The sequence below is a fragment of the Streptomyces phaeofaciens genome, from assembly GCF_014648915.1.
Lineage (GTDB): Bacteria > Actinomycetota > Actinomycetes > Streptomycetales > Streptomycetaceae > Streptomyces > Streptomyces phaeofaciens.
In genome coordinates, this window is record NZ_BMSA01000033.1 from 1 (window position 1) to 22,770 (window position 22,770).

The 22,770-nt window shown below is 73.4% G+C and carries 19 protein-coding genes and 2 pseudogenes; 13 read left to right on the forward strand and 8 right to left on the reverse strand.

Annotated elements, in window-relative coordinates; translation table 11 throughout:
- Positions 1-66 precede the first annotated feature (66 nt).
- The 3 genes and pseudogenes from IE275_RS38095 to IE275_RS38100 all read left to right on the forward strand — a co-directional run bounded on the left by IE275_RS38095 (position 67) and on the right by IE275_RS38100 (position 2,117).
- Complete coding sequence (locus IE275_RS38095; RefSeq protein ID WP_229871031.1) at positions 67-1,173, forward strand: WD40/YVTN/BNR-like repeat-containing protein; 1,107 nt, start codon at positions 67-69, stop codon at positions 1,171-1,173.
- Between the two features lie 4 nt (positions 1,174-1,177).
- A pseudogene (locus IE275_RS46305) lies at positions 1,178-1,360 on the forward strand (plasmid stabilization protein); the annotation flags it as partial.
- 61 nt (positions 1,361-1,421) lie between these two features.
- Positions 1,422-2,117: an endonuclease V gene (locus IE275_RS38100; RefSeq protein WP_189717259.1), complete on the forward strand. Its 696-nt coding sequence runs from the start codon at positions 1,422-1,424 to the stop codon at positions 2,115-2,117.
- Here IE275_RS38100 and IE275_RS38105 read toward each other — a convergent pair.
- Positions 2,093-2,281 carry a hypothetical protein gene (locus tag IE275_RS38105; protein ID WP_189717260.1) on the reverse strand — a complete coding sequence of 63 codons (189 nt, stop codon included), beginning with the start codon at positions 2,279-2,281 and terminating at the stop codon, positions 2,093-2,095. The two genes, IE275_RS38100 and IE275_RS38105, sit on opposite strands and share 25 nt — an antisense overlap.
- A 215-nt stretch (positions 2,282-2,496) precedes the next feature.
- On the opposite strand from IE275_RS38105, the gene mmpA reads away from it, so the two are divergent.
- Positions 2,497-2,643, forward strand: coding sequence for a morphogenic membrane protein MmpA (mmpA, locus tag IE275_RS38110; RefSeq protein ID WP_189717261.1), 147 nt, complete (start codon positions 2,497-2,499; stop codon positions 2,641-2,643).
- 19 nt (positions 2,644-2,662) lie between these two features.
- Here the strand turns inward: mmpA and IE275_RS38115 are convergent, their stop codons facing one another.
- Positions 2,663-3,835: a saccharopine dehydrogenase family protein gene (locus tag IE275_RS38115; RefSeq protein WP_189717262.1), complete on the reverse strand. Its 1,173-nt coding sequence runs from the start codon at positions 3,833-3,835 to the stop codon at positions 2,663-2,665.
- A gap of 112 nt (positions 3,836-3,947) precedes the next feature.
- Here IE275_RS38115 and IE275_RS38120 point away from each other — a divergent pair, with 112 nt between their 5' ends.
- The 5 genes from IE275_RS38120 (at position 3,948) to IE275_RS38140 (ending at position 10,447) form a co-directional block, all read left to right on the forward strand.
- Positions 3,948-4,328, forward strand: coding sequence for an MmcQ/YjbR family DNA-binding protein (locus IE275_RS38120; RefSeq protein ID WP_189717263.1), 381 nt, complete (start codon positions 3,948-3,950; stop codon positions 4,326-4,328).
- Positions 4,329-4,468: 140 nt separating this feature from the next.
- Positions 4,469-5,641 (forward strand): CaiB/BaiF CoA transferase family protein, encoded by a 1,173-nt coding sequence (locus IE275_RS38125; RefSeq protein WP_189717264.1) that lies wholly within the window; start codon positions 4,469-4,471, stop codon positions 5,639-5,641.
- 10 nt (positions 5,642-5,651) lie between these two features.
- A complete protein-coding gene (locus IE275_RS38130) occupies positions 5,652-6,866 on the forward strand; it encodes an acetyl-CoA C-acetyltransferase (RefSeq protein ID WP_189717265.1) in 1,215 nt (404 codons plus the stop codon).
- A 40-nt stretch (positions 6,867-6,906) separates the two neighbouring features.
- Positions 6,907-9,084 (forward strand): 3-hydroxyacyl-CoA dehydrogenase NAD-binding domain-containing protein, encoded by a 2,178-nt coding sequence (locus IE275_RS38135; protein ID WP_189717266.1) that lies wholly within the window; start codon positions 6,907-6,909, stop codon positions 9,082-9,084.
- 133 nt (positions 9,085-9,217) lie between these two features.
- On the forward strand, positions 9,218-10,447 hold the full coding sequence (locus IE275_RS38140; RefSeq protein WP_229871032.1) for an acyltransferase family protein: 1,230 nt from the start codon (positions 9,218-9,220) through the stop codon (positions 10,445-10,447).
- Here IE275_RS38140 and IE275_RS38145 read toward each other — a convergent pair.
- Positions 10,422-11,132 (reverse strand): MerR family transcriptional regulator, encoded by a 711-nt coding sequence (locus tag IE275_RS38145; protein ID WP_189717268.1) that lies wholly within the window; start codon positions 11,130-11,132, stop codon positions 10,422-10,424. The genes IE275_RS38140 and IE275_RS38145 overlap by 26 nt on opposite strands.
- Before the next feature lie 156 nt (positions 11,133-11,288).
- On the opposite strand from IE275_RS38145, the pseudogene IE275_RS38150 reads away from it, so the two are divergent.
- A pseudogene (locus tag IE275_RS38150) lies at positions 11,289-11,516 on the forward strand (macro domain-containing protein); the annotation flags it as partial.
- 3 nt (positions 11,517-11,519) lie between these two features.
- Positions 11,520-12,434 (forward strand): PfkB family carbohydrate kinase, encoded by a 915-nt coding sequence (locus tag IE275_RS38155; RefSeq protein WP_189717269.1) that lies wholly within the window; start codon positions 11,520-11,522, stop codon positions 12,432-12,434.
- Between the two features lie 14 nt (positions 12,435-12,448).
- On the opposite strand, the gene IE275_RS38160 is transcribed toward IE275_RS38155, so the two are convergent.
- A complete protein-coding gene (locus tag IE275_RS38160) occupies positions 12,449-12,616 on the reverse strand; it encodes a hypothetical protein (protein ID WP_189717270.1) in 168 nt (55 codons plus the stop codon).
- A 101-nt stretch (positions 12,617-12,717) separates the two neighbouring features.
- Positions 12,718-14,211 (reverse strand): M1 family metallopeptidase, encoded by a 1,494-nt coding sequence (locus IE275_RS38165; protein WP_189717271.1) that lies wholly within the window; start codon positions 14,209-14,211, stop codon positions 12,718-12,720.
- 200 nt (positions 14,212-14,411) lie between these two features.
- On the opposite strand from IE275_RS38165, the gene IE275_RS38170 reads away from it, so the two are divergent.
- Complete coding sequence (locus IE275_RS38170) at positions 14,412-16,367, forward strand: Xaa-Pro dipeptidyl-peptidase (protein ID WP_189717272.1); 1,956 nt, start codon at positions 14,412-14,414, stop codon at positions 16,365-16,367.
- Between the two features lie 15 nt (positions 16,368-16,382).
- Here IE275_RS38170 and IE275_RS38175 read toward each other — a convergent pair whose 3' ends face one another.
- Positions 16,383-17,339 (reverse strand): NAD(P)/FAD-dependent oxidoreductase, encoded by a 957-nt coding sequence (locus IE275_RS38175; RefSeq protein ID WP_189717273.1) that lies wholly within the window; start codon positions 17,337-17,339, stop codon positions 16,383-16,385.
- Positions 17,340-17,417: 78 nt separating this feature from the next.
- Here IE275_RS38175 and IE275_RS38180 point away from each other — a divergent pair, with 78 nt between their 5' ends.
- Positions 17,418-19,058, forward strand: a complete 1,641-nt coding sequence (locus tag IE275_RS38180) for an ABC-F family ATP-binding cassette domain-containing protein (protein WP_189717274.1) — start codon at positions 17,418-17,420, stop codon at positions 19,056-19,058.
- A gap of 102 nt (positions 19,059-19,160) precedes the next feature.
- On the opposite strand, the gene IE275_RS38185 is transcribed toward IE275_RS38180, so the two are convergent.
- Together IE275_RS38185 and IE275_RS38190 are read right to left on the reverse strand one after the other, a co-directional pair.
- The gene (locus IE275_RS38185; RefSeq protein WP_189717275.1) at positions 19,161-21,596 is read right to left on the reverse strand and encodes a Tex family protein; all 2,436 of its coding nucleotides are present in this window, start codon (positions 21,594-21,596) and stop codon (positions 19,161-19,163) included.
- Between the two features lie 153 nt (positions 21,597-21,749).
- Positions 21,750-22,499, reverse strand: a complete 750-nt coding sequence (locus IE275_RS38190) for an enoyl-CoA hydratase/isomerase family protein (RefSeq protein ID WP_189717276.1) — start codon at positions 22,497-22,499, stop codon at positions 21,750-21,752.
- Positions 22,500-22,770 lie beyond the last annotated feature (271 nt).

Sequence of the window (22,770 nt, forward strand, 5' to 3'; positions counted from 1 at the left end):
CACCCATGCCAGACCAACGCACCAACCGCCCCACCAGTTACGGGACAACCTTTAGCTTCCCCCGCCATGAGGCGCTTGGGGAAGACGCGACGCAGGGTACGGGCGACAGGGGCGGCGCGGAAGAGGGCCCTGGCGGCCGCGGCGGCCTGCGCGGCGGTGCTGGCGGGCCTCACCGCCGTACCGGCGCAGGCCCGTACGGCGCCGCACTGGGAGCTCAAGGACACCGGCACCACCGCCGTACGGTTCCGGGGCCTCGCGGCGGTCGACCGGGACACCGCGTGGGTCGCCGGCACCCAGGGCACCGTGCTGCGCACCACCGACGGCGGGGCGAGCTGGCGGAACGTCTCCCCGCCGGGCGCCGCCGACCTCCAGTTCCGGGACGTCGAGGCGTTCGACGCGCGCCGCGCGGTGGTGCTGGCCATCGGTGAGGGCGAGGCCTCACGCGTGTACCGCACCGACGACGGCGGGGCGACCTGGACGGAGTCCTTCCGTAACACCGACGCCCGCGCCTTCTACGACTGCCTGACCTTCTTCGACCACCGCCACGGCCTCGCCGTCAGCGACCCGGTGGACGGCAGGTTCCGCATGCTGTCGACCCGCGACGGCGGCCGCTCCTGGACGGTGCTCCCCGACCGGGGCATGCCGGCCGCCCTGGCGGGCGAGGCGGGCTTCGCGGCGAGCGGCCAGTGCCTGGTCTCCTCCGGGCCGAAGGACGTGTGGCTGGCCACCGGCGGGGCCTCGCGCGCGCGGGTGCTGCACTCCGCTGACCGCGGCCTGACCTGGACGGCCGATGACGCACCGGTCCCGGCGGGCGATCCCGCGCGCGGGGTCTTCGCGCTCGCCTTCCAGGGCCGCGCGCACGGCCTCGCCGTCGGCGGCGACTACCGCGCCGACCAGCCCTCCCCGGACGCCGCCGCGACGACCGGCGACGGCGGCCGCACCTGGCGCCCCGCCGGGACCCCGCCGCCCGCCTACCGCTCCGGCGTGGCCTGGCTCCCGCACAGCCGGACCGCGGCCCTCGCGGTCGGCCCCACCGGCACCGACCTGACCACCGACGCCGGCCGCACCTGGCGCACCGTCGACACCGGTTCGTACGACACCGTGGACTGCGCCCCCGGCCGGGGCTGCTGGGCCGCCGGCGAACAGGGACGGGTGGCCCGCCTGGAGAGCTGAGCCCGCGAGCCCCACCTCGCTGGAGGACATCTCGTCCGGCAGGCGGGGCGGACCGAGGTCGGGCAAGGGCGCCCAGGGGCCCACCTACGACCAGCTCTACGAGGAAGCGAGGCGGCGAGGCGGCGAGGGCCGCTCGGGCATGAACAAGAGGCAGCTCCAGCGCGCTCCGGAGGACCGCAGGAGCTGACGGGCCGCCCCGGAAACATGATCGCGGGCCCGCGCGCGGGAGTCGTACGCTCATCCCCACTATGACGACCGTAAGCGTTCCCGCGGGCTGGCCCGCGACCGAGGAAGAGGCCCGCGCCGTCCAGGACGGGCTGCGGGCCCGGGTGGTGCTCGACGAGCCGGGGCCGGAGCCCGGGACGGGGCGGGTGACGGGGGTCGACGTCGCCTACGACGACGAGCGGGACGTCGTCGCCGCGGCGGCCGTCGTGCTGGACGCCGCGAGCCTGGAGGTGGTCGCCGAGGCCACCGCCGTCGGGCGCGTCGCCTTCCCGTACGTGCCCGGACTGCTCGCCTTCCGCGAGATCCCCGCCGTGCTCGCCGCCCTCGACGCCCTGCCCGGCGACCCGGGCCTGGTGGTCTGCGACGGCTACGGACTGGCCCACCCCCGCCGCTTCGGCCTCGCCAGCCACCTCGGCGTCCTCACGGGCCTGGCCACGATCGGCGTCGCCAAGAACCCGTTCACCTTCACCTACGACGATCCCGGCGTCCCGCGCGGATCCTCCTCGCCGCTCCTCGCGGGCAGCGAGGAGGTCGGGCGGGCGCTGCGGACCCGGGAGGGCGTCAAGCCGGTCTTCGTGTCCGTCGGCCACCGGGTGACCCTGGACCGCGCCTGCGCCCACACGCTCGCCCTCACCCCCGAGTTCCGGCTTCCGGAGACCACCCGCAGGGCCGACTCGCTGTGCCGGCGGGCGCTTCAGGAGGCGACGATCCGCCACTGACCCACCTCGCGGTACTCCGAGTCGTAGACCGGTGAGCCGTCTCCGGGTTCCATGGCGTAGTGGCCGAGGTTGCCGCCCCAGTACCGCAGGATGCGCCCCAGTTCACGCACCGTGTCCTGGGCCGGCGCCCCCTCGTCCACGGCGACTTCGAGGACGAACTTCATGCTGATCACCTCCCTCCGCTCCAGCACTTCAATCGTTTCATTGAAGTGCTTGTTGGCACTTTGAGCCCGGGAGAGCGGGGGAGGCGCAGGCAAAGTCTCAAATCGGGGGCAGGCAGGGGCGGGCGGGGCGCACGGGTCGCCGTTCGGCTTCTGAGTACGTCGACTGAGTACCCGTACGGATGTGTGCCCCGCGCCCCGCTCGGCAGGCTGTGCCCATGACCACGCACCGCGCCCCGAAGCCCCTCGCCGACCCGAACCGGCCCGTCGAACGTGCCGTGAACGCCGCGCTGGCCCTCGCCGCCCTGGCGGGCGTGGGCTGGATCGCCGGGATGATCTACACCCTGGTGCAGTGGCCCCTGTAGGACCGGTCGCGGCGTCCGTTCAGCGGCTCGCCGCCACCCGGAAGCGGATGCCCGCGCGGACCAGCCGCTCGGTCAGCGCGTCGCCCATCGCCACCGCCGTCGTGACCTGTCCGGCCGTCGCCGGGAGATCGTCGCAGGCCAGCGCCAGCGCCCCCTCGGCGAACATCTTCGCCGTCTCGTCGTAGCCGGGGTCGCCGCCGGAGACCTCCGTGAACACCCGCCGGCCGCCGCCCTCGCCGACGAACCTGACGGAGAACCAGCTGCGCGCCCGCTTCTCGGCGCTCGGCCCCTCGCCCGGCTTGAGCCGGTCCGACAGCCAGCGCCGGGCGGGCGGCAGCTGCGCGGCGACGGCGAGCGTCCCGACGGCCGCGATCCCGCCCACGGCCATGGGCAGATGCCGTACGGCCGCGTAGTGCCGGTAGCGGAAGTCCGGGCCGTAGCGGGCCAGGGCCTTGGCCGAGCGGCGCACGATCTGCGGGTCGATGGTCGGCAGCGGCAGCGCCCAGGCGCCGACCTCGGGGGCGAACCGGGGCGCGCCCACGGGTGCCGTCGCCCGCCGTTCCATCAGGCGGGGCTCGTGCCGTCCCCGGTCCCGGGCGGCGGCCGCCATCTGCCGGCCCCGCGCGAACTGGCCGAGCGCCGAGGCGAACGTCCCGCCCGAGAAGGCGGCGTCGGCGGTCACGAAGCCGTCCACGGTCAGCGGCACGCCCTCGGGCAGCTGCCGCACGGTGAAGTACGCGCCCAGGTCGTGCGGGACGGAGTCGAAGCCGACGGCGTGCACCAGCCGCGCGCCCGTCTCCCGCGCGCGTGCGTCGTGCCGGACGTACGTCAGGTCCACGAACTCCGGCTCGCCGGTGATGTCCAGGTAGTCGGTGCCGAGGTCGGCGCAGGCGGCCACGAGGTCCTCGCCGTGGCGGATGTAGGGTCCGACGGTCGTCGCGACCACGCGTGCCTGTCCGGCGAGGGCCCGCAGGGACGCCGGGTCCGACACGTCCGCCCGCAGCACCCCGGCGTCCGCGCCGAGCCGCTCGCGCAGGGCCTCCAGTTTCGCCTCGCTGCGGCCCGCGATCGCCCAGCGCAGTCCCTCGGGCGCGTGGGCGGCGAGGTACTCCGCGGTGAGTGTCCCGACGAAGCCGGTCGCCCCGAAGAGCACGATGTCGTACGGACGATCCGTCCGGTTTGGCTTGCTCATGACACCCCTTGTCCGCTCATGACACCCCTTGGTACGCGCAACCCGGGCCGTTGTCGGTGGCTGAGGCTAGCGTGAGGAGTGCGGAGCCCGACGACGAGCCCGGAGGCAGCAGGTGACGGTGACCAGGAACGCCCTGCGGAAATGGGAGAAAGTACGCGCGTTCGCGCTCGGCCTGCCCGGCGCGACCGAGGAGTTCCCGTGGGGCGAGTCGGTCGTCAAGGTCAACGGGAAGGTGTTCGTCTTCCTCGGGGTCGCCGACGGCAGCCACCCCCTGGGTGTCACGGTCAAGCTCCGGGACCAGACGGCCCATGCCCACGCGCTGGCCTCCCCGGGAGCCGAGCCCGCCGGATACGGCCTGGGGAAGGCGGGCTGGGTGCGCGTCCCGCTCGAGGAGCAGGGCGCCCCGCCGGCCGAGCTGCTGGGCGACTGGGTGGAGGAGAGCTACCGCACCATCGCCCCCAAACGGCTCATAGCGGAGCTCGACGGGCGCTGAGCGAGGGCCGCGCCCCGGTGCTGCGAGGGCGCGCCCGGCCTAGACTGGCTAAGCGCTTGCTCGTTCACCTCTTGTCTCCAGTGGAACGTGTTCTTAGCATCACTGGTGTTACATCGGTTGTGTCACAGCAAGGGGGCTGGATGACAACGGCAGACACGCCAGGGCACGGCCCGCTCTCGGGCGTGCGCGTGGTCGAGCTGGCCGGCATCGGGCCCGGCCCGTTCGCCGCCATGCTCCTCGCCGACCTCGGCGCCGACGTCGTCCGGGTGGACCGCCCCGGCGGCTCCTCCCTCGCGATCGACCCCGACTTCGACATCACCAACCGCGGCAAACGCTCCGTGGTCCTCGACCTCAAGGCACCGGACGGCCCCGCGCGTGTCCTGGACCTCGCCGCCCGCGCCGACGTGCTGATCGAGGGCTACCGGCCCGGCGTCGCCGAGCGCCTCGGCGTCGGCCCCGAGGCCTGCCACGCCCGCAACGCCCGGCTCGTCTACGGCCGGATGACCGGCTGGGGCCAGGACGGCCCGCTCGCCCACCGCGCGGGCCACGACATCGCCTACATCGCCCTCACCGGCACCCTCGGCATGATCGGCGCCCCGGACACACCCCCGCCGGCCCCCGCCAACCTGCTCGGCGACTACGCCGGCGGCTCGCTCTACCTCGTCGTCGGAGTCCTCGCCGCCCTGCACCACGCGCGCGCGACGGGCAGCGGCCAGGTCGTCGACGCCGCCATCGTCGACGGCACCGCCCACCTCTCAGCGATGCTCCACGGCATGCTCGCCGCGGGCGGCTGGCAGGACCGGCGCGCCGCCAACCTCCTCGACGGCGGCTGCCCGTACTACGGCACCTACGAGACCGCCGACGGCCGGTACATGGCAGTCGGCGCGCTGGAACCGCAGTTCTACGACGAGTTCGTCGACCTGCTCGGCCTGCCGGACGACCTCCGCGCGGCCCGCAAGGACTGGACCCGCTGGGGAGAGCTGCGCGAGGCCGTCGTCGCCCGCTTCAAGGCCCTCACCCGCGACGAGTGGACGGCCCGCTTCGAGGGATCCGACGCCTGCGTGGCGCCCGTGCTGTCGCTGCGCGAGGCCCCGCACCACCCGCACCTCGCCGCCCGCGGCACCTTCACCGACCACGGCGGCATCACCCAGCCCGCACCCGCGCCCCGCTTCTCGGCGACCCCCACGGCCGTCCGCGGCGCCCCGGCCCGACCCGGCGCCGACACCGGCGCAGTGGCCCGCGACTGGGACGTCCCCCGCCTTCTCGACCCGGCCCGGCCCACCCCCGAGACCTCCCTCCCCGACCCTCACTGAAAGGCCTCCCGTGAGCACCGAAGCGTACGTGTACGACGCGATCCGCACCCCGCGCGGGCGCGGCAAGGCGAACGGCGCCCTGCACGGCACGAAGCCCATCGACCTCGTCGTCGGCCTCATCCACGAACTCCGCGACCGCTTCCCGGGCCTGGACCCGGCCGCGATCGACGACATCGTGCTCGGCGTCGTCGGACCCGTGGGCGACCAGGGCTCCGACATCGCGCGCATCGCCGCGATCGCCGCCGGACTGCCGGACACCGTCGCCGGCGTCCAGGAGAACCGCTTCTGTGCCTCCGGCCTGGAGGCCGTGAACATGGCGGCCATGAAGGTCCGCTCCGGCTGGGAGGACCTGGTCCTCGCGGGCGGCGTGGAGTCGATGTCCCGCGTGCCGATGGCCTCCGACGGCGGCGCCTGGTTCAACGACCCGATGACCAACCTCGACGTCAACTTCGTGCCCCAGGGCATCGGCGCCGACCTCATCGCCACCATCGAGGGCTTCACCCGGCGCGACGTCGACGAGTACGCGGCCCTGTCCCAGGAGCGGGCGGCCACGGCCTGGAAGGAGGGCCGCTTCGACCGCTCCGTCGTCCCCGTGAAGGACCGCAGCGGTCTGGTCGTCCTCGACCACGACGAGCACCTGCGCCCCGGCACCACCGCCGACTCCCTCGCCAGGCTGAAGCCCTCGTTCGCCGACATCGGCGAGCTGGGCGGCTTCGACGCGGTGGCGCTCCAGACGTACCACTGGGTGGAGAAGATCGACCACGTCCACCACGCGGGCAACTCCTCCGGCATCGTCGACGGCGCCTCCCTGGTCGCGATCGGCTCCCGGGAGGTCGGCGAGCGCTACGGCCTCACCCCGCGCGCGCGGATCGTCTCCGCGGCCGTCTCCGGCTCCGAGCCGACCATCATGCTCACCGGCCCCGCGCCCGCCACCCGCAAGGCCCTCGCCAAGGCCGGTCTGACCATCGACGACATCGACCTCGTCGAGATCAACGAGGCGTTCGCGGCGGTCGTCCTGCGCTTCGCGCGCGACATGGGCCTGCCCCTGGACAAGGTCAACGTCAACGGCGGCGCCATCGCCCTCGGCCACCCGCTCGGCGCCACCGGCGCGATGATCCTCGGCTCGCTCGTCGACGAACTGGAGCGCCAGGACAAGCGCTACGGCCTCGCCACCCTCTGCGTGGGCGGCGGCATGGGCATCGCCACGATCGTCGAGCGCGTCTGACCACCCAGCGGCACTCAGAGACTTCTACGGAGACCCCGTCATGACCGAGAGCACCACCATCCGCTGGGAACAGGACCGCACCGGCCTCGTCACCCTCGTCCTCGACGACCCGAACCAGTCCGCGAACACCATGAACGCGGCGTTCCGCGCCTCCCTCGCCGCGGTCACCGACCGCCTGGAGGCCGAGAAGGACTCCGTCCGCGGTGTCATCCTCACCTCCGCCAAGAAGACCTTCTTCGCCGGCGGCGACCTGCGCGACCTGATCCGCGTCACCCCGGAGACGGCCCAGGAGCTGCTCGACGGCGGCCTGGAGATCAAGCGCCACCTCCGCCGCATCGAGACCCTCGGCAAGCCCGTCGTCGCCGCCCTCAACGGCGCCGCCCTGGGCGGCGGCTACGAACTCGCCCTCGCCTGCCACCACCGGATCGCCCTCGACGCGCCGGGCTCGAAGATCGGCTGCCCCGAGGTCACCCTCGGCCTGCTCCCCGGAGGCGGCGGCGTCGTCCGCACCGTCCGGCTGCTCGGCATCGCCGACGCCCTGCTGAAGGTCCTCCTCCAGGGCACCCAGTACGGCCCGCGGAAGGCCCTGGAGAACGGCCTGATCGACGACGTGGCCGCCACCCCCGAGGAACTCCTCGCCAAGGCCCGCGCCTTCATCGACGCGAACCCCGAGTCCCAGCAGCCCTGGGACCGGCCCGGCTACCGCATCCCCGGCGGCACCCCCGCCAACCCCAAGTTCGCCGCCAACCTGCCCGCCTTCCCCGCCACCCTGCGCAAGCAGACCAACGGCGCCCCCTACCCGGCCCCGCGCAACATCCTGGCCGCCGCCGTCGAGGGCGCCCAGGTCGACTTCGAGACCGCGCAGGTCATCGAGGCCCGCTACTTCGTCGAACTCGCGGCCGGCCAGACGTCGAAGAACATGATCCAGGCCTTCTTCTTCGACCTCCAGGCCGTCAACTCCGGCGCCAACCGTCCCCAGGGCGTCGAGCCCCGCACCGTCCGCCGGGCGGCCGTCCTCGGCGCCGGCATGATGGGCGCGGGCATCGCCTACTCGTGCGCCCGCGCGGGCATCGACGTCGTCCTGAAGGACGTGTCGGCCGAGGCCGCCGCCAAGGGCAAGGCCTACTCCGAGAAGCTCTGCGCCAAGGCCGTCGCCCGGGGCCGTACGACACAGGAGAAGGCGGACGCGCTGCTCGCGCGCATCACGCCCACCGCCGACCCCGCCGACCTGGCGGGCTGCGACGCCGTCATCGAGGCCGTCTTCGAGGACACCTCCCTCAAGCACAAGGTCTTCCAGGAGATCGAGCACCTCGTCGCCCCCGACGCCCTGCTCTGCTCCAACACCTCCACGCTCCCCATCACCGCCCTCGCCGAGGGGGTGGAGCGCCAGGAGGACTTCATCGGCCTGCACTTCTTCTCGCCGGTCGACAAGATGCCCCTCGTCGAGATCATCAAGGGCGAGCGCACCGGCGACGAGGCGCTCGCCCGCGCCTTCGACCTGGTCCGGCAGATCAGGAAGACCCCGATCGTCGTCAACGACTCCCGCGGCTTCTTCACCTCCCGGGTGATCGGCCACTTCATCAACGAGGGCGTCGCCATGGTCGGCGAGGGCATCGAGCCCGCGTCGATCGAGCAGGCGGCGGCCCAGGCGGGCTACCCCGCCAAGGTGCTGTCCCTGATGGACGAGCTGACCCTCACCCTCCCGCGCAAGATCCGCAACGAGTCGAAGCGGGCCGTCGAGGAGGCCGGCGGCACCTGGCCCGGACACCCCGCCGAGGCCGTCATCGACCGCATGGTCGACGAGTTCGGCCGCACCGGCCGCAGCGGGGGAGCGGGCTTCTACGAGTACGGTGAGGACGGCAGCCGGGGCGCCCTCTGGCCGGGGCTGCGCGAGCACTTCACGCGCGCGGGCGCCGAGATCCCCTTCCGGGACATGCAGGAGCGCATGCTCTTCGCGGAGGCCCTCGACACCGTCCGGCTCGTCGAGGAGGGCGTCCTGACATCCGTCGCCGACGCCAACATCGGCTCCCTCTTCGGCATCGGCTTCCCCGGCTGGACCGGTGGCGTGCTCCAGTACATCAACGGCTACGAGGGCGGCCTCGCCGGATTCGTGGCACGCGCGCGTGACCTCGCCGAGCGCTATGGCGACCGCTTCACCCCGCCCGCGCTGCTGGTCGAGAAGGCGGAGCGGGGGGAGATCTTCACCGACGCCCGCTGACCCGCCGCCGCGCACCGGACCCCGTAACCCGCCGAGGGCTTGCGGGGTTCGGTTGCGTGGGGCCCGCCGCGTAACGCGTCTCGCGCCTCGGTCCAAGAACAGCCGAAGGGCCTTCGAGGAGAAAGAGACGCGTGTGGACGGCGGGGAACGGTCACGGTCGGGCTGGCTCGACGCGCTGCGCGGCATCGCCGCACTCGTGGTGGTGTTCGACCACTCGTCGTACGCCTTCCTGCCGGACCTCAGGCGGGAGGTGATGCCGCACGTCAACACCAGCCGCTACGGCATCATGGTGTTCTTCCTCGTCAGCGGCTACCTCATCCCGGCCTCACTGGAACGCCGGGGCTGTGTCCGCGGCTTCTGGATCGGACGGGTCTTCCGCCTCTACCCGCTGTGGGCGGCCGCCGTCACCGCCGTCCTCGTCCTCGACCTGCTGGGCGTCGCCCGGGTCCACGGCGACCGCGGCGGGCAGAGCGCGGCCACCGTGGCCCTCGCCCATGTCACCCTCCTCCAGGAACTGCTGGGGACGCCCAGTGTGCTGCTCGTGCTGTGGACGCTGTCGTACGAGATGGCCTTCTATCTCCTCGTCGTCGCCCTCTTCACGGTCGGCCGGCACCGGCGGTCGGCGGCGATCGCCATGGTCCTCGCCGTGCTCGCCGCCGTGGGCCGGGCGGCCGGGAGCACCCTGCCCGTCTCCGCGCTCTCCGGCGCGGTCGGCACCGCCCCGCTGGCCGTGATCGCCGGCGTCACCCTGCCGGCCGCCGTCTGCTGCGCGAGCGCCGGCCCGCCCGCGCTGCGGGTGTGCGGCGGTGTGCTGGGCGGGCTGCTGGCGCTGGTCCTGGTCACGTTCAACGGCACGGTCCCGCCCTGGGAGGGGCTGGTGATCCTCGCCGTGATGTTCCTCGGCACCGCCGTCCACCGCGCCGAGCACGGTCGGGGCACCTGGCGGACCGTCGCCCTCGCCGCGGCGGTGGTGCTGGTCTGTGCCGTGGGGAGCGCCTACCGGTACGGCGACGGCCCCCATTTCACCCGGCGCGGCTGGATCACCGCGTTCCTGCTGGCCGTGCTCACCTTCGGCGCCGGACTGGCCCTGCGCCGGCGGCGGATCCCGCGCCCGCTGACCGGACTGGGCACGATCAGCTACTCCGTCTACCTGCTGCACCCGGTGCTGCTGGCGGTGGCCGCCGCGACCCTCGGCCGGGAGGGGCGCGACGATCCGGTGCGCGAGGCGGTCTTCCTCGCCGTCCTGCTGCCGCTGTGCGTGCTGACCCACCGGTGGATCGAGGTGCCGGGGCAGGCGTGGGGCCGCCGACTGGCCCGCCGGTCCGTCCGTGAGGGGGTCAGCCGTCCGCCCGGGGATCCGTGAGCCACTGGCGCAGCTCGTCCCGCAGGGACCGCTGGAAGGTCGTCAGCAGGGCCTGCACCACCAGCGGATGCACATGCGCGGTCAGCGACTTCACGTCCCGGGCGTCCCGCTCGGCGACCGCCTCCCGCAGCAGCAGCGACAACTCGTGCGCCGCCGCCCGCGAGTGCTCGATCAGCGTCGTACGGGCCGCCAGGATCACCTCCGGCGACAACGGCACGTCGAGCAGCCGCACCCCGAGCGGGAGCAGCCCGCGGTCCACGCGGTAGGAACCGTCGGCGGTCGCCTCGACGACGTCCATCGCCGCGAGCCGGTCGATGTCCTCCTCGGACAGCGGCCGGCCGGCCCGCCGCCGCAGCTCCTGCCCGGTCACCGTCTCCACGGTGTCCGGCGCCCAGGACGCGACGACCGCGCGGTGCAGGGCGAGGCCCTGGGCGTCCACGTCCGGCGGCAGCCGGTCCAGGTAGCGCTCGATCGCGGCCAGCGTCATGCCCTGCCGCTGGAGCTCCTCGATCAGCGCGAGCCGCGCGAGGTGCTCCGGGCCGTAGTGCCCCACCCGGCGCGGACCGATCACCGGCGGCGGCAGCAGACCCCTGGTGCTGTAGAAGCGGACCGTCCGCACCGTGACCCCGGCCCGCGCGGCCAGTTCGTCGACCGTGAGGGCCGGCTCCTCGGTCTCGATCGTCATGTGCAGCAGTATCGCTGTCCCACCGGTGCTGTGACACCCGTGACACCCGTGACGGCCGGGGCGCGAGGGCGGCACGGTCACGGAGTTCGTCCCGCTCACCCGTGACAGAGGCCCGGGGTCACGCGGTGTCCTCCCCCACGCTCGGCTTCGCTCGCGCGGGGGACCCCCACCGGCAACTAGGGCGTCCCCGTGCGCTACGACGCCATCGACACCGCCCTCGCCCACCTCGCCGACCGGGCCCTGGAACTCGGCGCCTGCGTGCACATGCCCCGGATAGGCTGCGGTCCGGCCGGCGGCAAGTGGTCCCGCATCGAACCGCTCGTCACCGAGCGGCTGGTGCGCCGGGGCGTCCGGGTGACGGTGTACGACCACGGGGAGGGGTAGCGCATGGACGACGCCATCGACGTCCTGGTACTGGGCGGGGCGGGCGTGGACACGATCGTGCGCGTACCGGGGCTGCCGCTCCCGTACGCCGACAGCTACATGATCGACAGCGGGATCCACAGCCGCGCCGGACAGACCGGCGACTTCGTCGCCCTCGGCCTGACCGCCCTCGGCCTGCGCACCCACCACCTCGACTTCCTCGGCGACGACCCCGAGGGCGACCTCGTCCGCGCCCTGCACGAGAAGCACGACATCGCCCTCACCGCCGTCCCGCAGCCCCTCGGCACCAAGCGCGCGGTCAACCTGGTCGGCCCGGACGGCCGCCGGCTGTCCCTGTACGACACCAGCCGCGCCCACCCCGGCGACCGCTTCCCGGAGGACACCCTGCGCTCCCTGGCCGGCGCGAGCCGCCACGCGCACGTGTCCCTGACCCAGCCCTGCGCCGACGCACTGCCGGTGCTGCGGGACACGGGCGTCACGCTCTCCACCGACCTGCACGACTGGGACGGCGAGAACCCCTACCACGAGCCCTTCGCCCACACCGCGGACGTCGTCTTCCTGTCCGCCGCCGCCCTCCCCGATCCGGAGGCGACCATGCGCCGGATCGCCGCACGCGGCCGCGCCCGGATCGTCGTCGCCACGGCCGGGGCGGCGGGCGCCCACCTGCTGGCCGACGGAGAGCTGACCCACATACCGCCCGCCGTGCCGCCCGCGCCGGTGGTGGACTCCAACGGCGCGGGCGACGCCTTCGCCGCCGCCTTCCTCTACGGCCTCCTCGGCGGTGAACCGCCGCGCCGGTGCGCCGAGTTCGGTGCGGCGGCCGGGGCGTACGCGTGCACGGTGCCGGCCACGGAGAGCGCCGCCCTGTCCCGCGACGCCCTCCTCAAGGCGGTGCCCGGCGGGGGACGGCCGAGCTAGCCGGCCGCCCCGGGCTACTTCCGCCGGGCGGCGGTCAGTCCGATCACGCCGACGATGGCCAGGGGCGCGCCCAGCAGGCTCAGGATCGGTACTCCGGCGATCAGGCCGATCCCGACCCCCAACGCCCCGACGCCTGTCAGCACCCGCCACACGCCCTCGTTGCCGTTCTGCGCAGCTGCCACGGTCTCCCCCTCGGCTCCCTGGTTCCCTCACCCCGTGATACCCGCAGCAGCCCAGGATCAGACGGGAGTTCGGGAAGCGGACAGAGGTACGGCGGGGCCGCTCAGTGCTCGTGCACCCCGTTCGTCGCCGCGATCCGCTGCCACGACCTCGGCCGCGCGGGAGCGGCCTCGGCCGGGACGAGGGACACGGTGCGGGCCGCGGACGCCGTCGGCTTCGACGGCTGGAACAGCCAGGTGTCGAACAGCGTGCCCAGTGACGCCCCGGACACCTCCTCGGCGTACCCCCGGAAGTCCGCGACGGTCGCGTTGCCGTGGGCGTACCGCTGCGGCCAGCCCTTCAGGACGGTGAAGAAGGCGTCGTCGCCGATCTCGTTGCGCAGGGCCTGGAGGGCCAGCGCGCCCCGGTCGTAGACGGCGATGTGGAACTGGTTCTCCGGTCCCGGATCCCCGGGCCTGACCGTCCAGAACGGGTCGTCGGCCGGGCGGGAGGCGTACGCGTAGTCCGCGAGTTCCTGGGCCGTGCCCTCGCCCTCGTGCTCGGACCACAGCCACTGCGCGTACCGCGCGAAGCCCTCGTTGATCCAGATGTCCTTCCAGCCGGCGACGGACACCAGGTCGCCGTACCACTGGTGGGCCAGCTCGTGCACGACCACCGAGGTGTTCGACCCGTTCGCGAACTGCCGCGGGCTGTAGTAGGGCCGGGTCTGGGTCTCCAGCGCGTACCCGGTGGTCGTGTTCGGAACATAGCCGCCGAGCGCGTTGAACGGATACGGCCCGAAGTACCCGCTCAGCCAGTCGGCGATCTCCCCGGTCCGCTCGATGCTCGCCCGCGCCGCGCCGGCCTGGGCGCCGAGGTCCTTGCTGTAGGCGTTGACGACCGGGATGCCGCTCTCGGTCGTACCGGTGGTGAGGTCGAACCTCCCCACCGCCAGCGTGGCCAGATAGGTGGCCTGCGGCTTGTCGGAGCGCCAGGAGTACCGGGTCCAGCCGAGCCGGGAGACCGTCGACTGGAGCGTGCCGTTGGAGAGGGCCTGGGTGCCGTCGGGCACCTGCACGGACACGTCGAAGGTGGCCTTGTCGCGCGGGTGGTCGTTGCCGGGGAACCACCACCAGGCCGCCTCGGGCTCGTTGGCGCCCACCCCGCCGTCCGGGGTGCGGTGCCAGCTGGTGAAGCCGTACGCCTGCTTCGACGACGGAATCCCGTGGTAGCGCACCACGACCGTGACGGCCGTGCCCTGGGCCAGTGGCGTCCTGGGCGTGATCTCCAGCTCGTGCTCGCCCGAGGCCGCGAACGCCGCCCTGGCGCCGTTCACCCGCACCTCGTCGACGTCGAGCAGGAAGTCCAGGTCGAACCGCGACAGATCCTGGGTGGTCCGCGCCAGGATCGTCGCCGTCCCCTCCAGCGCGTCCGTGGCCGGCTGGTACTTCAGCCGCAGGTCGTAGTGGGAGACGTCGTAGCCGCCGTTGCCGTAGGCCGGGTAGTAGGGGTCGCCGATGCCCGGGGCACCGGGGGAGACGCTCGCGGCCGACGCCGGGATCGCCAGCAGGACGGACGCGGCGGCGAGTGCGCCCGGCGCGATGAGTCTGGGGTGCACGGGAAACTCCAAGTCGTAGGGGCAGGAAGTCTGTTGGAAGCCTAGGAACTCCCTGTGTCCAGCATCCGCCGACGGTCCCGCTGTCACACGATCGCCATTCGGCCGTCATGGCCCGACCACCCCCATGGGCGTATTCCGGCCACAGGCGGCGCACAGCTGCCCTCTTCTGCACGGGAGTTGACCCGAGTACCGTCCCGCGCATGCCGACACGCATGCGCTTCACGATCTGGAGACCGCTCACGGCAGCCGCCGTCACCCTTCTGGTGGCCGCCTTCCTCACCCCGGCGGCGGCCCACGGCACCCCCCGCGAGAGCCTGCCGGTCCACTCGTACACCCACGCGATCCGCGAGGCCGTCTGGGTCGACACCCGGCTCGACGGCGACGGGGACGGCACGGCGGACCGGGTGGCCGTCGACATCGTCCGCCCCCGCGAACCGGCCGCGCAGGGCCGCAAGGTGCCCGTCATCATGGACGCGAGCCCCTACTACTCCTGCTGCGGCCGCGGCAACGAGAGCCAGCGCAAGACGTACGACGCGAACGGCGACGTCGTCCAGATGCCGCTCTTCTACGACAACTACTTCGTGCCGCGCGGCTACGCCGTCGTCGGCGTCGACCTGGCCGGCACCAACCGCTCCGACGGCTGTGCCGACATCGGCGGCCGCTCCGACATCCTCTCCGCGAAGGCCGTCGTCGACTGGCTGAACGGCCGCGCCACCGCGTACACCACCCGCACCGGCACCACGAAGGCAAAGGCGGGCTGGAGCAACGGCAGAACCGGCATGATCGGCAAGAGCTGGGACGGCACCATCGCCAACGGCGTCGCCGCCACCGGAGTGAAGGGCCTGCGGACGATCGTCCCGATCGCCGGCATCTCCTCCTGGTACGACTACTACTTCCAGCAGGGCGCCCCGCTCTACGACTCCGGCCCCGACCGGCTCGCGGAGTACGTGAACAGCCCCGACGCCCGCGCCAGGTGCGCCGCCGTCCAGCGGCGGCTCGTCGACGAGGCCCCGCGCAGCGGCGACCTGACCGCTCTGTGGAGCGAGCGCGACTACGTCGAGGACGCGCACCGCGTGAAGGCCAGCGTGTTCGTCGTGCACGGCCTCCAGGACCTCAACGTCCGCGCCAAGCACTTCGGCCAGTGGTGGGACGCGCTCGCCGAGAACGGGGTCGAACGCAAGATCTGGCTGTCCCAGACCGGCCACGTCGACCCCTTCGACTTCCGCCGCGCGAAATGGGTCGAGACCCTGCACCGCTGGTTCGACCACGAACTCCTCGGCTACGACAACGGCATCGACCGCGAGCCGATGGCCGACATCGAACGCCACCCCGACCAGTGGGTCACCTCCACGGTCTGGCCCCCGCGCGGCACACAGACCGCCACCCTGCGGCCGGCCACCGGCGACCGGCCCGGCGTCGGCACCCTCGGCCTCCGCAGGGGCACCGGCGCCGAGACCCTCACCGACGACCCGCGGCTGAGCGAGACCGACTGGGCCGCGCGGATCGACACCCCGACCCCCGACAAGGCCGGCTTCGTCACCGGGCCGCTCACCCGCGACCTGCGGCTGTCCGGCTCCTCCCGGGTCACCGTCACCGCCACGCCCACCACGGCCACGGCCCATCTCAGCGCCGTCCTCGTCGACCTCGGCCCGGACACCATCCGCGACTACGCGGCGAGCGGCGAGGGCATCGCCACGCTCACCGACCGCACCTGCTGGGGCGAGAGCACGACGGGCGACAGCGCCTGCTTCAAGGAGACACGGGCCAGGACGGCCGACGTCGGCTTCACGGTCCTCAGCCGCGGCTGGGCCGACCTCGGCACGTACGCCGACCCCGGCAGGGGCGTCCCGCTCACCCCGGGCAGGGCGTACACGATCACCCTCGACCTGGCGGCCACCGACCATGTCGTCCCGGCCGGCCACCGTCTGGCGCTGATCGTCGCGGGCACCGACAAGGACCTCATCGACCCGCCCGCCGACACCCCGACCCTCACCCTCGACCTGGCCCGCACCTCGGCGCGGGTCCCGTTCGCCGGCGGCGCCAAGGCCTTCGCCGCCGCCACGGCCGGGGCGACGGCGAGCGTGCCGACGGCCGCGCCCGGCACCGGACACCCGGGCGGCACCCCCGCGGCCCGGCAGCCGTACCCGATCCCGTAGCGGCCCGGCGGCACCTCAGGGGGAGGCGGCCAGCGCGGCCGCCTCCTCCGCACATCCCCAGGCCACCGTCACCCCCGCCCCGCCGTGCCCGTAGTGGTGCACCAGCAGCCGTCCGTCCGGCAGCTCCGTCCGCTCCAGCCGCACCGCGGGCCGTACGGGACGCAGCCCCACCCGGTGCTCCAGGATCCGCGCCCCGGCCACCTCCGGCCGCAGCGCCGCGCAGCGCCGCACGATCGCCTCCGCCACGGCCGGATCCGGGTCGAGCGCCCATACGTCGTCCTCGGCCGTGCCGCCCAGCAGCAGCCGCCCCGGCTGCGGGAACAGGTACGCCATCGCGCCGTCCGGGGCGGTGGAGACCAGCCAGGTGTCGATCCCCGGGTTCTCCACCACGACCAGCTGCCCCCGCACCGGCCGCACCGACGCGTCCCCCACCAGCTCCCGGGCGCCCAGCCCCGTGCAGTTGACGACGACCGGCGCGTCCGCCTCCGCCAGGTCGCTCACCACCCGCTCCTCGACCGAGCCGCCCGCCCGCAGCAGCCGTTCGCGCAGCCACGGCAGATGCACCGCCATGTCGATCAGCGGCAGCCGCGTCCAGACGGCCGTCCCGGCGCCGTACTCCCGCGCCGTGGCCCGGCGCAGCACCGGCAGCCGCCCGGCCGCCCAGCTCTCCACGTCCGCCGGGTCCGTCTCGCCCATGGCCCCGTCGACCAGGCGCACCCCGGTCTCCCCGGGCCGCCCGGCCAGCCGCTCGTACACCTCCAGCGAGCGCAGCGCCCACGCCCGAGCCGCCGCGACCGGCTCGATGTGGTACGGCCACCACAGGGCGCCGGCCACCGCCGAGGTGGTCCGTTCCACCGGGTCCCGGGTCCAGATCCGGACCCGTCGGCCGCGCTCGGCCAGGACCACCGCCGTCGTCAGCCCGACGACCCCGCCGCCGACCACGATCACTTCGCCGTTCGACCGAGTGTTCACGCCGGGACGGTAACCGAACGGACGGTGATCGGCGAGGCCGCGGGGGAGGAATCCGGGGCCGCTAGGATCTACGACCTGATGACTGCCACTCTCGTCGCCAAGAATCTCGCCGCCGGACACGGCGACCGCTCGCTCTTCACCGGGCTCGACCTCGTCGTCGCCCCCGGTGACGTGATCGGGCTGGTCGGTGCCAACGGCGCGGGCAAGTCCACCCTGCTGCGGCTGCTCGCCGGGCTCGCCACGCCCGAGCAGGGCGAGCTGAGGCTCTCCCCGCCGACCGCGACCGTCGGCCATCTGCCCCAGGAACCCGAGCGCCGCCCCGGCGAGACCGTCCGGGACTTCCTCGCCCGCCGGACCGGTGTCGCCGAGGCGCAGCGGGTGATGGACGAGGCGACCCAGGCGCTGGTCGACGGGGCGCCCGGCGCGGACGACGCGTACGCGACGAGCCTGGAGCGCTGGCTCGACCTCGGCGGCGCCGACCTCGACGAACGCGCCGAGGAGGTCGCCGACTCGCTCCGCCTGGGCGTCGGCCTGGACCAGGCGATGACGTCCCTCTCCGGCGGCCAGGCCGCCCGCGCGGGCCTCGCCTCCCTCCTCCTCTCCCGCTACGACGTCTTCCTCCTCGACGAGCCCACCAACGACCTCGACCTGGACGGTCTGGAGCGCCTCGAACGCTTCGTGACCGGCCTGCGCGCCGGCACGGTCGTCGTCAGCCACGACCGCGAGTTCCTCACCCGCACCGTCACCAAGGTCCTCGAACTGGACCTCGCCCAGCAGCGGATCAACCTCTACGGCGGCGGCTACGACGCCTACCTGGAGGAGCGGGACGTGGCCCGCCGGCACGCCCGCGAGGACTTCGAGGAGTACGCCGACAAGAAGGCGGCCCTCCAGGACCGGGCGCAGACGCAGCGTTCCTGGATGGACAAGGGCGTGAAGAACGCGCGCCGCAAGGCGAGCAACGACAACGACAAGATCGGCCGCAAGTTCCGCAGCGAGGCCAGCGAGAAGCAGGCCGCCAAGGCCCGGCAGACCCAGCGCATGATCGAACGCCTGGAGGTCGTCGAGGAACCGCGCAAGGAGTGGGAGCTGCGCATGGAGATCGCGGCCGCCCCGCGCTCCGGGGCCGTGGTCGCGAGCCTGCGGGACGCCGAGGTGCGGCGCGGCGACTTCTGCTTCGGGCCGGTGACCCTCCAGATCGACTGGGCGGACCGGGTCGCGGTGACCGGCGCGAACGGCGCGGGCAAGTCCACCCTGCTCGGTGCGCTGCTCGGCCGGATCCCGCTGGACGCCGGACAGACCGGCCTGGGCTCGGGCGTCCTGGTCGGCGAGGTCGACCAGGCACGGCAGCTGTTCTACGGCTCCGAGTCCCTGCTGGACGCGTTCCGGGTGGCCGTACCGGACACGGAGCCGGCCGACGTGCGCACCCTGCTGGCCAAGTTCGGCCTGAAGTCGGACCACGTCACGCGCTCGGCGGCCACCCTGTCACCCGGCGAACGCACCCGTGCCGCGCTCGCCCTGCTCCAGGGCAGGGGGGTCAACCTGCTCGTCCTCGACGAGCCGACCAACCACCTCGACCTCCCGGCCATCGAGCAGCTGGAGTCGGCCCTCGACGCCTACCAGGGCACGCTGCTCCTGGTCACCCACGACCGGCGCATGCTGGACGCGGTCCATGTCACCCGGCGCCTGGAGGTCGCGGACGGCAAGGTGACCGAGCGCTAGGCCAGGCCGTCGCGGGCGTCGCGTGCGGCCCGCTCGACGCGCTGGTCGGTGAACGCGGGACGGGTCCCGGTGGCGCACCACCGGGACCCGTCCCGCGTTCGTTCAGCCGCGGCCCTTCTTCGGGTCGAGCAGCCCCGCCTTGCGCAGCGCGTCGGCCATCGCGCTGTTCGCCGGCGGCGGCGCCTGCCGCGAACCGCCGCCGCGCTGCCCGCCCTGCTGCCGCTGCCCGCTCTGCTGTCCGCCCTGCTGGCGCTGTCCGCCCTGCTGCCGCTGCTGCGGGGGACGCCCGCCGCCGCGCTGCGGCCGGCCGCCGCCGGAGGACCGGTCCTGGTCCTGCGGGGCCGCCTCGTCGTCCAGCCGCAGGGTCAGCGAGATCCGCTTGCGCGGGATGTCCACCTCGAGGACCTTCACCTTGACGATGTCACCCGACTTCACCACGTCCCGCGGGTCCTTGACGAACGTCCTGGACATCGCGGAGACATGGACGAGACCGTCCTGGTGGACACCGACGTCGACGAACGCCCCGAAGGCCGCCACGTTCGTCACGACCCCCTCCAGGACCATCCCGGACGCCAGGTCGGAGATCTTCTCCACGCCCTCCATGAAGGTGGCCGTCTTGAAGGCGGGCCGCGGGTCGCGCCCGGGCTTCTCCAGTTCCTTCAGGATGTCGGTGACGGTCGGCAGACCGAACGTCTCGTCCACGAAGTCGTCCGGGCGCAGCGAGCGCAGGACGCCCGTGTTGCCGACGAGCGAGGCCACCTCCTGGCCGGAGGTCTTCACCATCCGCCGCACCACCGGGTACGCCTCCGGGTGCACGCTGGACGCGTCCAGCGGGTCGTCGCCGCCCCGGATCCGCAGGAAGCCCGCGCACTGCTCGTACGCCTTGGGGCCGAGCCGCGCCACCTTCTTCAGCTGCGTGCGCGAGGTGAAACGGCCGTTGGTGTCCCGGTGCGCCACGATGTTCTCGGCGAGCCCGGAGGTGATGCCGGACACGCGGGCGAGCAGCGGCGCCGAGGCGGTGTTCACGTCCACGCCCACGCCGTTCACACAGTCCTCGACCACGGCGTCCAGCGACCGCGACAGCTTCACCTCGGACAGGTCGTGCTGGTACTGGCCGACACCGATCGACTTCGGGTCGATCTTCACCAGCTCGGCGAGCGGGTCCTGGAGCCGGCGAGCGATGGACACCGCGCCGCGCAGCGACACGTCCATGTCCGGCAGCTCCTGCGAGGCGAACGCGGAGGCCGAGTACACGGAGGCGCCCGCCTCGGACACCATCACCTTGGTGAGCTTCAGCTCGGGGTGCCTGGTGATCAGCTCACCGGCGAGCTTGTCGGTCTCGCGGGACGCCGTGCCGTTGCCGATCGCGATCAGCTCGACCGCGTGCTCCTTCGCGAGGCGGGCGAGTTTGGCGATCGCCTCGTCCCACCTGTTGGCCGGAACATGCGGGTGGATGACGTCCGTCGCCACGACCTTGCCGGTCGCGTCGACCACGGCCACCTTCACACCCGTACGGAAGCCGGGGTCCAGGCCGAGCGTGGCGCGGGTGCCGGCCGGGGCGGCGAGCAGCAGGTCGCGCAGGTTCGCGGCGAACACGTCGACCGCCTCGTCCTCGGCGGCCGTGCGCAGCCGCAGCCGCAGGTCGATCCCGAGGTGGACCAGGATCCGGGTGCGCCAGGCCCAGCGGACCGTGTCCGTCAGCCACTTGTCGCCGGGCCGGCCGCGCTCGGCGATCTGGAACCGGGACGCGACGATGCCCTCGTACGACGACGGACCGGGCTGCTCGGAGGGCTCCTCGGGCTCCAGGACGAGGTCGAGGACCTCCTCCTTCTCACCGCGCAGCATCGCCAGGATCCGGTGCGAGGGCAGCTCGGTGAACGGCTCGGCGAAGTCGAAGTAGTCGGCGAACTTCGCGCCCGCCTCCTCCTTGCCGTCCCGTACCTTGGCCGCCAGCCGGCCGCGCACCCACATCCGCTCGCGCAGTTCGCCGATCAGGTCGGCGTCCTCCGAGAACCGCTCGGTGAGGATCGCCCGGGCGCCGTCCAGCGCGGCCTGCGGATCGGCGACACCCTTGTCGGCGTCGACGAACGCGGCCGCCGCGGCCAGCGGCTCCACCGCCGGGTCGCCGAGCAGCCCCTCGGCGAGCGGCTCCAGGCCCGCCTCGCGCGCGATCTGCGCCTTCGTCCGCCGCTTGGGCTTGAACGGCAGGTAGATGTCCTCCAGCCGCGCCTTCGTCTCGGCGCCGCGGATCTGCGCCTGGAGCGCGTCGGTGAGCTTGCCCTGCTCGCGCACCGACTCCAGGATCGTCGCCCGCCGCTCCTCCAGCTCCCGCAGGTAGCGCAGCCGCTCCTCGAGCGTGCGCAGCTGCGCGTCGTCGAGCATCTCGGTCGCTTCCTTGCGGTAGCGCGCGATGAACGGCACCGTCGAGCCGCCGTCCAGCAGCTCCACCGCGGCCTTCACCTGCCGCTCCCGTACGCCGAGCTCCTCGGCGATCCTGCCTTCGATGGACCCTACTTCGATGGACCCGGGTGTCGTCACGATCCCGTACCGCCTTCTTGACTGGGGTTGCGCGGCAATTGTGGCAGGTGACACGGACACTCGGGGTTCAGGGCGCGTGCGTCGGGCCCGGCGGCTCCTGGTGGATCTCCGCTGTCCTCGGCCCGCCGCCCCACCCCGGTGCGGGACCTGCCGTCATCCGGGGACGGTCCAGGTGAAGCGCGGCTCGCGGCGCTCCAGGAACGCGGCGACGCCCTCGGCCGTGTCGCCGGCGGCGCGGGCCTGTGCGGCCCAGTGCGCGTCGCGGTCCGTGCGGCCGTCGGCGAACTCCTTCGCGGCGGCCTGGGTCAGCTGCGAGCGGGACACCAGGATCCGGGTGAACTCCGCGACGCGCTTGTCGAGTTCGTCGGCGGGCAGCACCTCGTCGACCAGACCGGTGCGCAGCGCCCGTTCCGTTTCGATCAACTCGCCCGAGAACAGCAGGTACTTGGCGGCGCCAGGACCGACCAGCGCCACCAGCCGCCGGGTGGCGGATGCCGGGTAGACGATGCCGAGCTTGGCCGGCGTCACCCCGAACAGCGCGCCCTCCTCGGCGAACCGCAGGTCGCACGCCGCCGCGAGCTGTGCGCCCCCGCCCACGCAGTGCCCCTTCACGGCCGCCAGCGTCGGCTTCGGGAACGCGGCGAGGGCCTCCTCGGCCCGTACCGCCAGTGTCTGCGCCTCGTCCGGCGAGCCCTGGAGCGTGGAGATGTCGGCGCCGGCGCAGAAGGTCCCGCCCGCGCCCGTCAGCACCAGCACCCGCACCTGCGGATCGGCGGCCAGGGTGTCCAGCAGCGGCGGCAGAGCCGCCCACATCGCGGCGGTCATCGCGTTGCGCTTCGCCGGGTGGTGCAGGACGACGGTGGCGACCCCGTCGGTGACGCCGTGCAGCAGTTCGGGCTCCATGGCCCGGATGCTAACTCCCGCGCGGCCTGCCCGATCACGGCGGCCCGGGGGCGAAACAGACGAAACGGACGAGGCGGCCGTGGTACCCGTACAAGCCGAAGAGTGCGCGAAGGCGGCACGACCGGGACAGGACCGGTCGCGCAAGGGGCGTTGTCGGGCCGGAACGGTCGGAATCGAGCGATAATAGCTGACTTCTGTTCAGTCATTCGGAGGGAAGCGTCTCGTTACCAACACTCGACGTGTGGTGACAATCGAGCGCGAGGGTGGCGAC

What these genes read in the sequence shown, in the direction of transcription:
- IE275_RS38095 (WP_229871031.1), top strand. Translation starts at nt 67, where the DNA reads ATGAGGCGCTTGGGGAAGACGCGACGCAGGGTACGGGCGACAGGGGCG.
- IE275_RS38100 (WP_189717259.1), top strand. Translation starts at nt 1,422, where the DNA reads ATGACGACCGTAAGCGTTCCCGCGGGCTGGCCCGCGACCGAGGAAGAG.
- IE275_RS38105 (WP_189717260.1), bottom strand. Translation starts at nt 2,281, where the DNA reads ATGAAGTTCGTCCTCGAAGTCGCCGTGGACGAGGGGGCGCCGGCCCAG.
- mmpA (WP_189717261.1), top strand. Translation starts at nt 2,497, where the DNA reads ATGACCACGCACCGCGCCCCGAAGCCCCTCGCCGACCCGAACCGGCCC.
- IE275_RS38115 (WP_189717262.1), bottom strand. Translation starts at nt 3,835, where the DNA reads ATGAGCAAGCCAAACCGGACGGATCGTCCGTACGACATCGTGCTCTTC.
- IE275_RS38125 (WP_189717264.1), top strand. Translation starts at nt 4,469, where the DNA reads ATGACAACGGCAGACACGCCAGGGCACGGCCCGCTCTCGGGCGTGCGC.
- IE275_RS38135 (WP_189717266.1), top strand. Translation starts at nt 6,907, where the DNA reads ATGACCGAGAGCACCACCATCCGCTGGGAACAGGACCGCACCGGCCTC.
- IE275_RS38145 (WP_189717268.1), bottom strand. Translation starts at nt 11,132, where the DNA reads ATGACGATCGAGACCGAGGAGCCGGCCCTCACGGTCGACGAACTGGCC.
- IE275_RS38155 (WP_189717269.1), top strand. Translation starts at nt 11,520, where the DNA reads ATGGACGACGCCATCGACGTCCTGGTACTGGGCGGGGCGGGCGTGGAC.
- IE275_RS38170 (WP_189717272.1), top strand. Translation starts at nt 14,412, where the DNA reads ATGCCGACACGCATGCGCTTCACGATCTGGAGACCGCTCACGGCAGCC.
- IE275_RS38180 (WP_189717274.1), top strand. Translation starts at nt 17,418, where the DNA reads ATGACTGCCACTCTCGTCGCCAAGAATCTCGCCGCCGGACACGGCGAC.
- IE275_RS38190 (WP_189717276.1), bottom strand. Translation starts at nt 22,499, where the DNA reads ATGGAGCCCGAACTGCTGCACGGCGTCACCGACGGGGTCGCCACCGTC.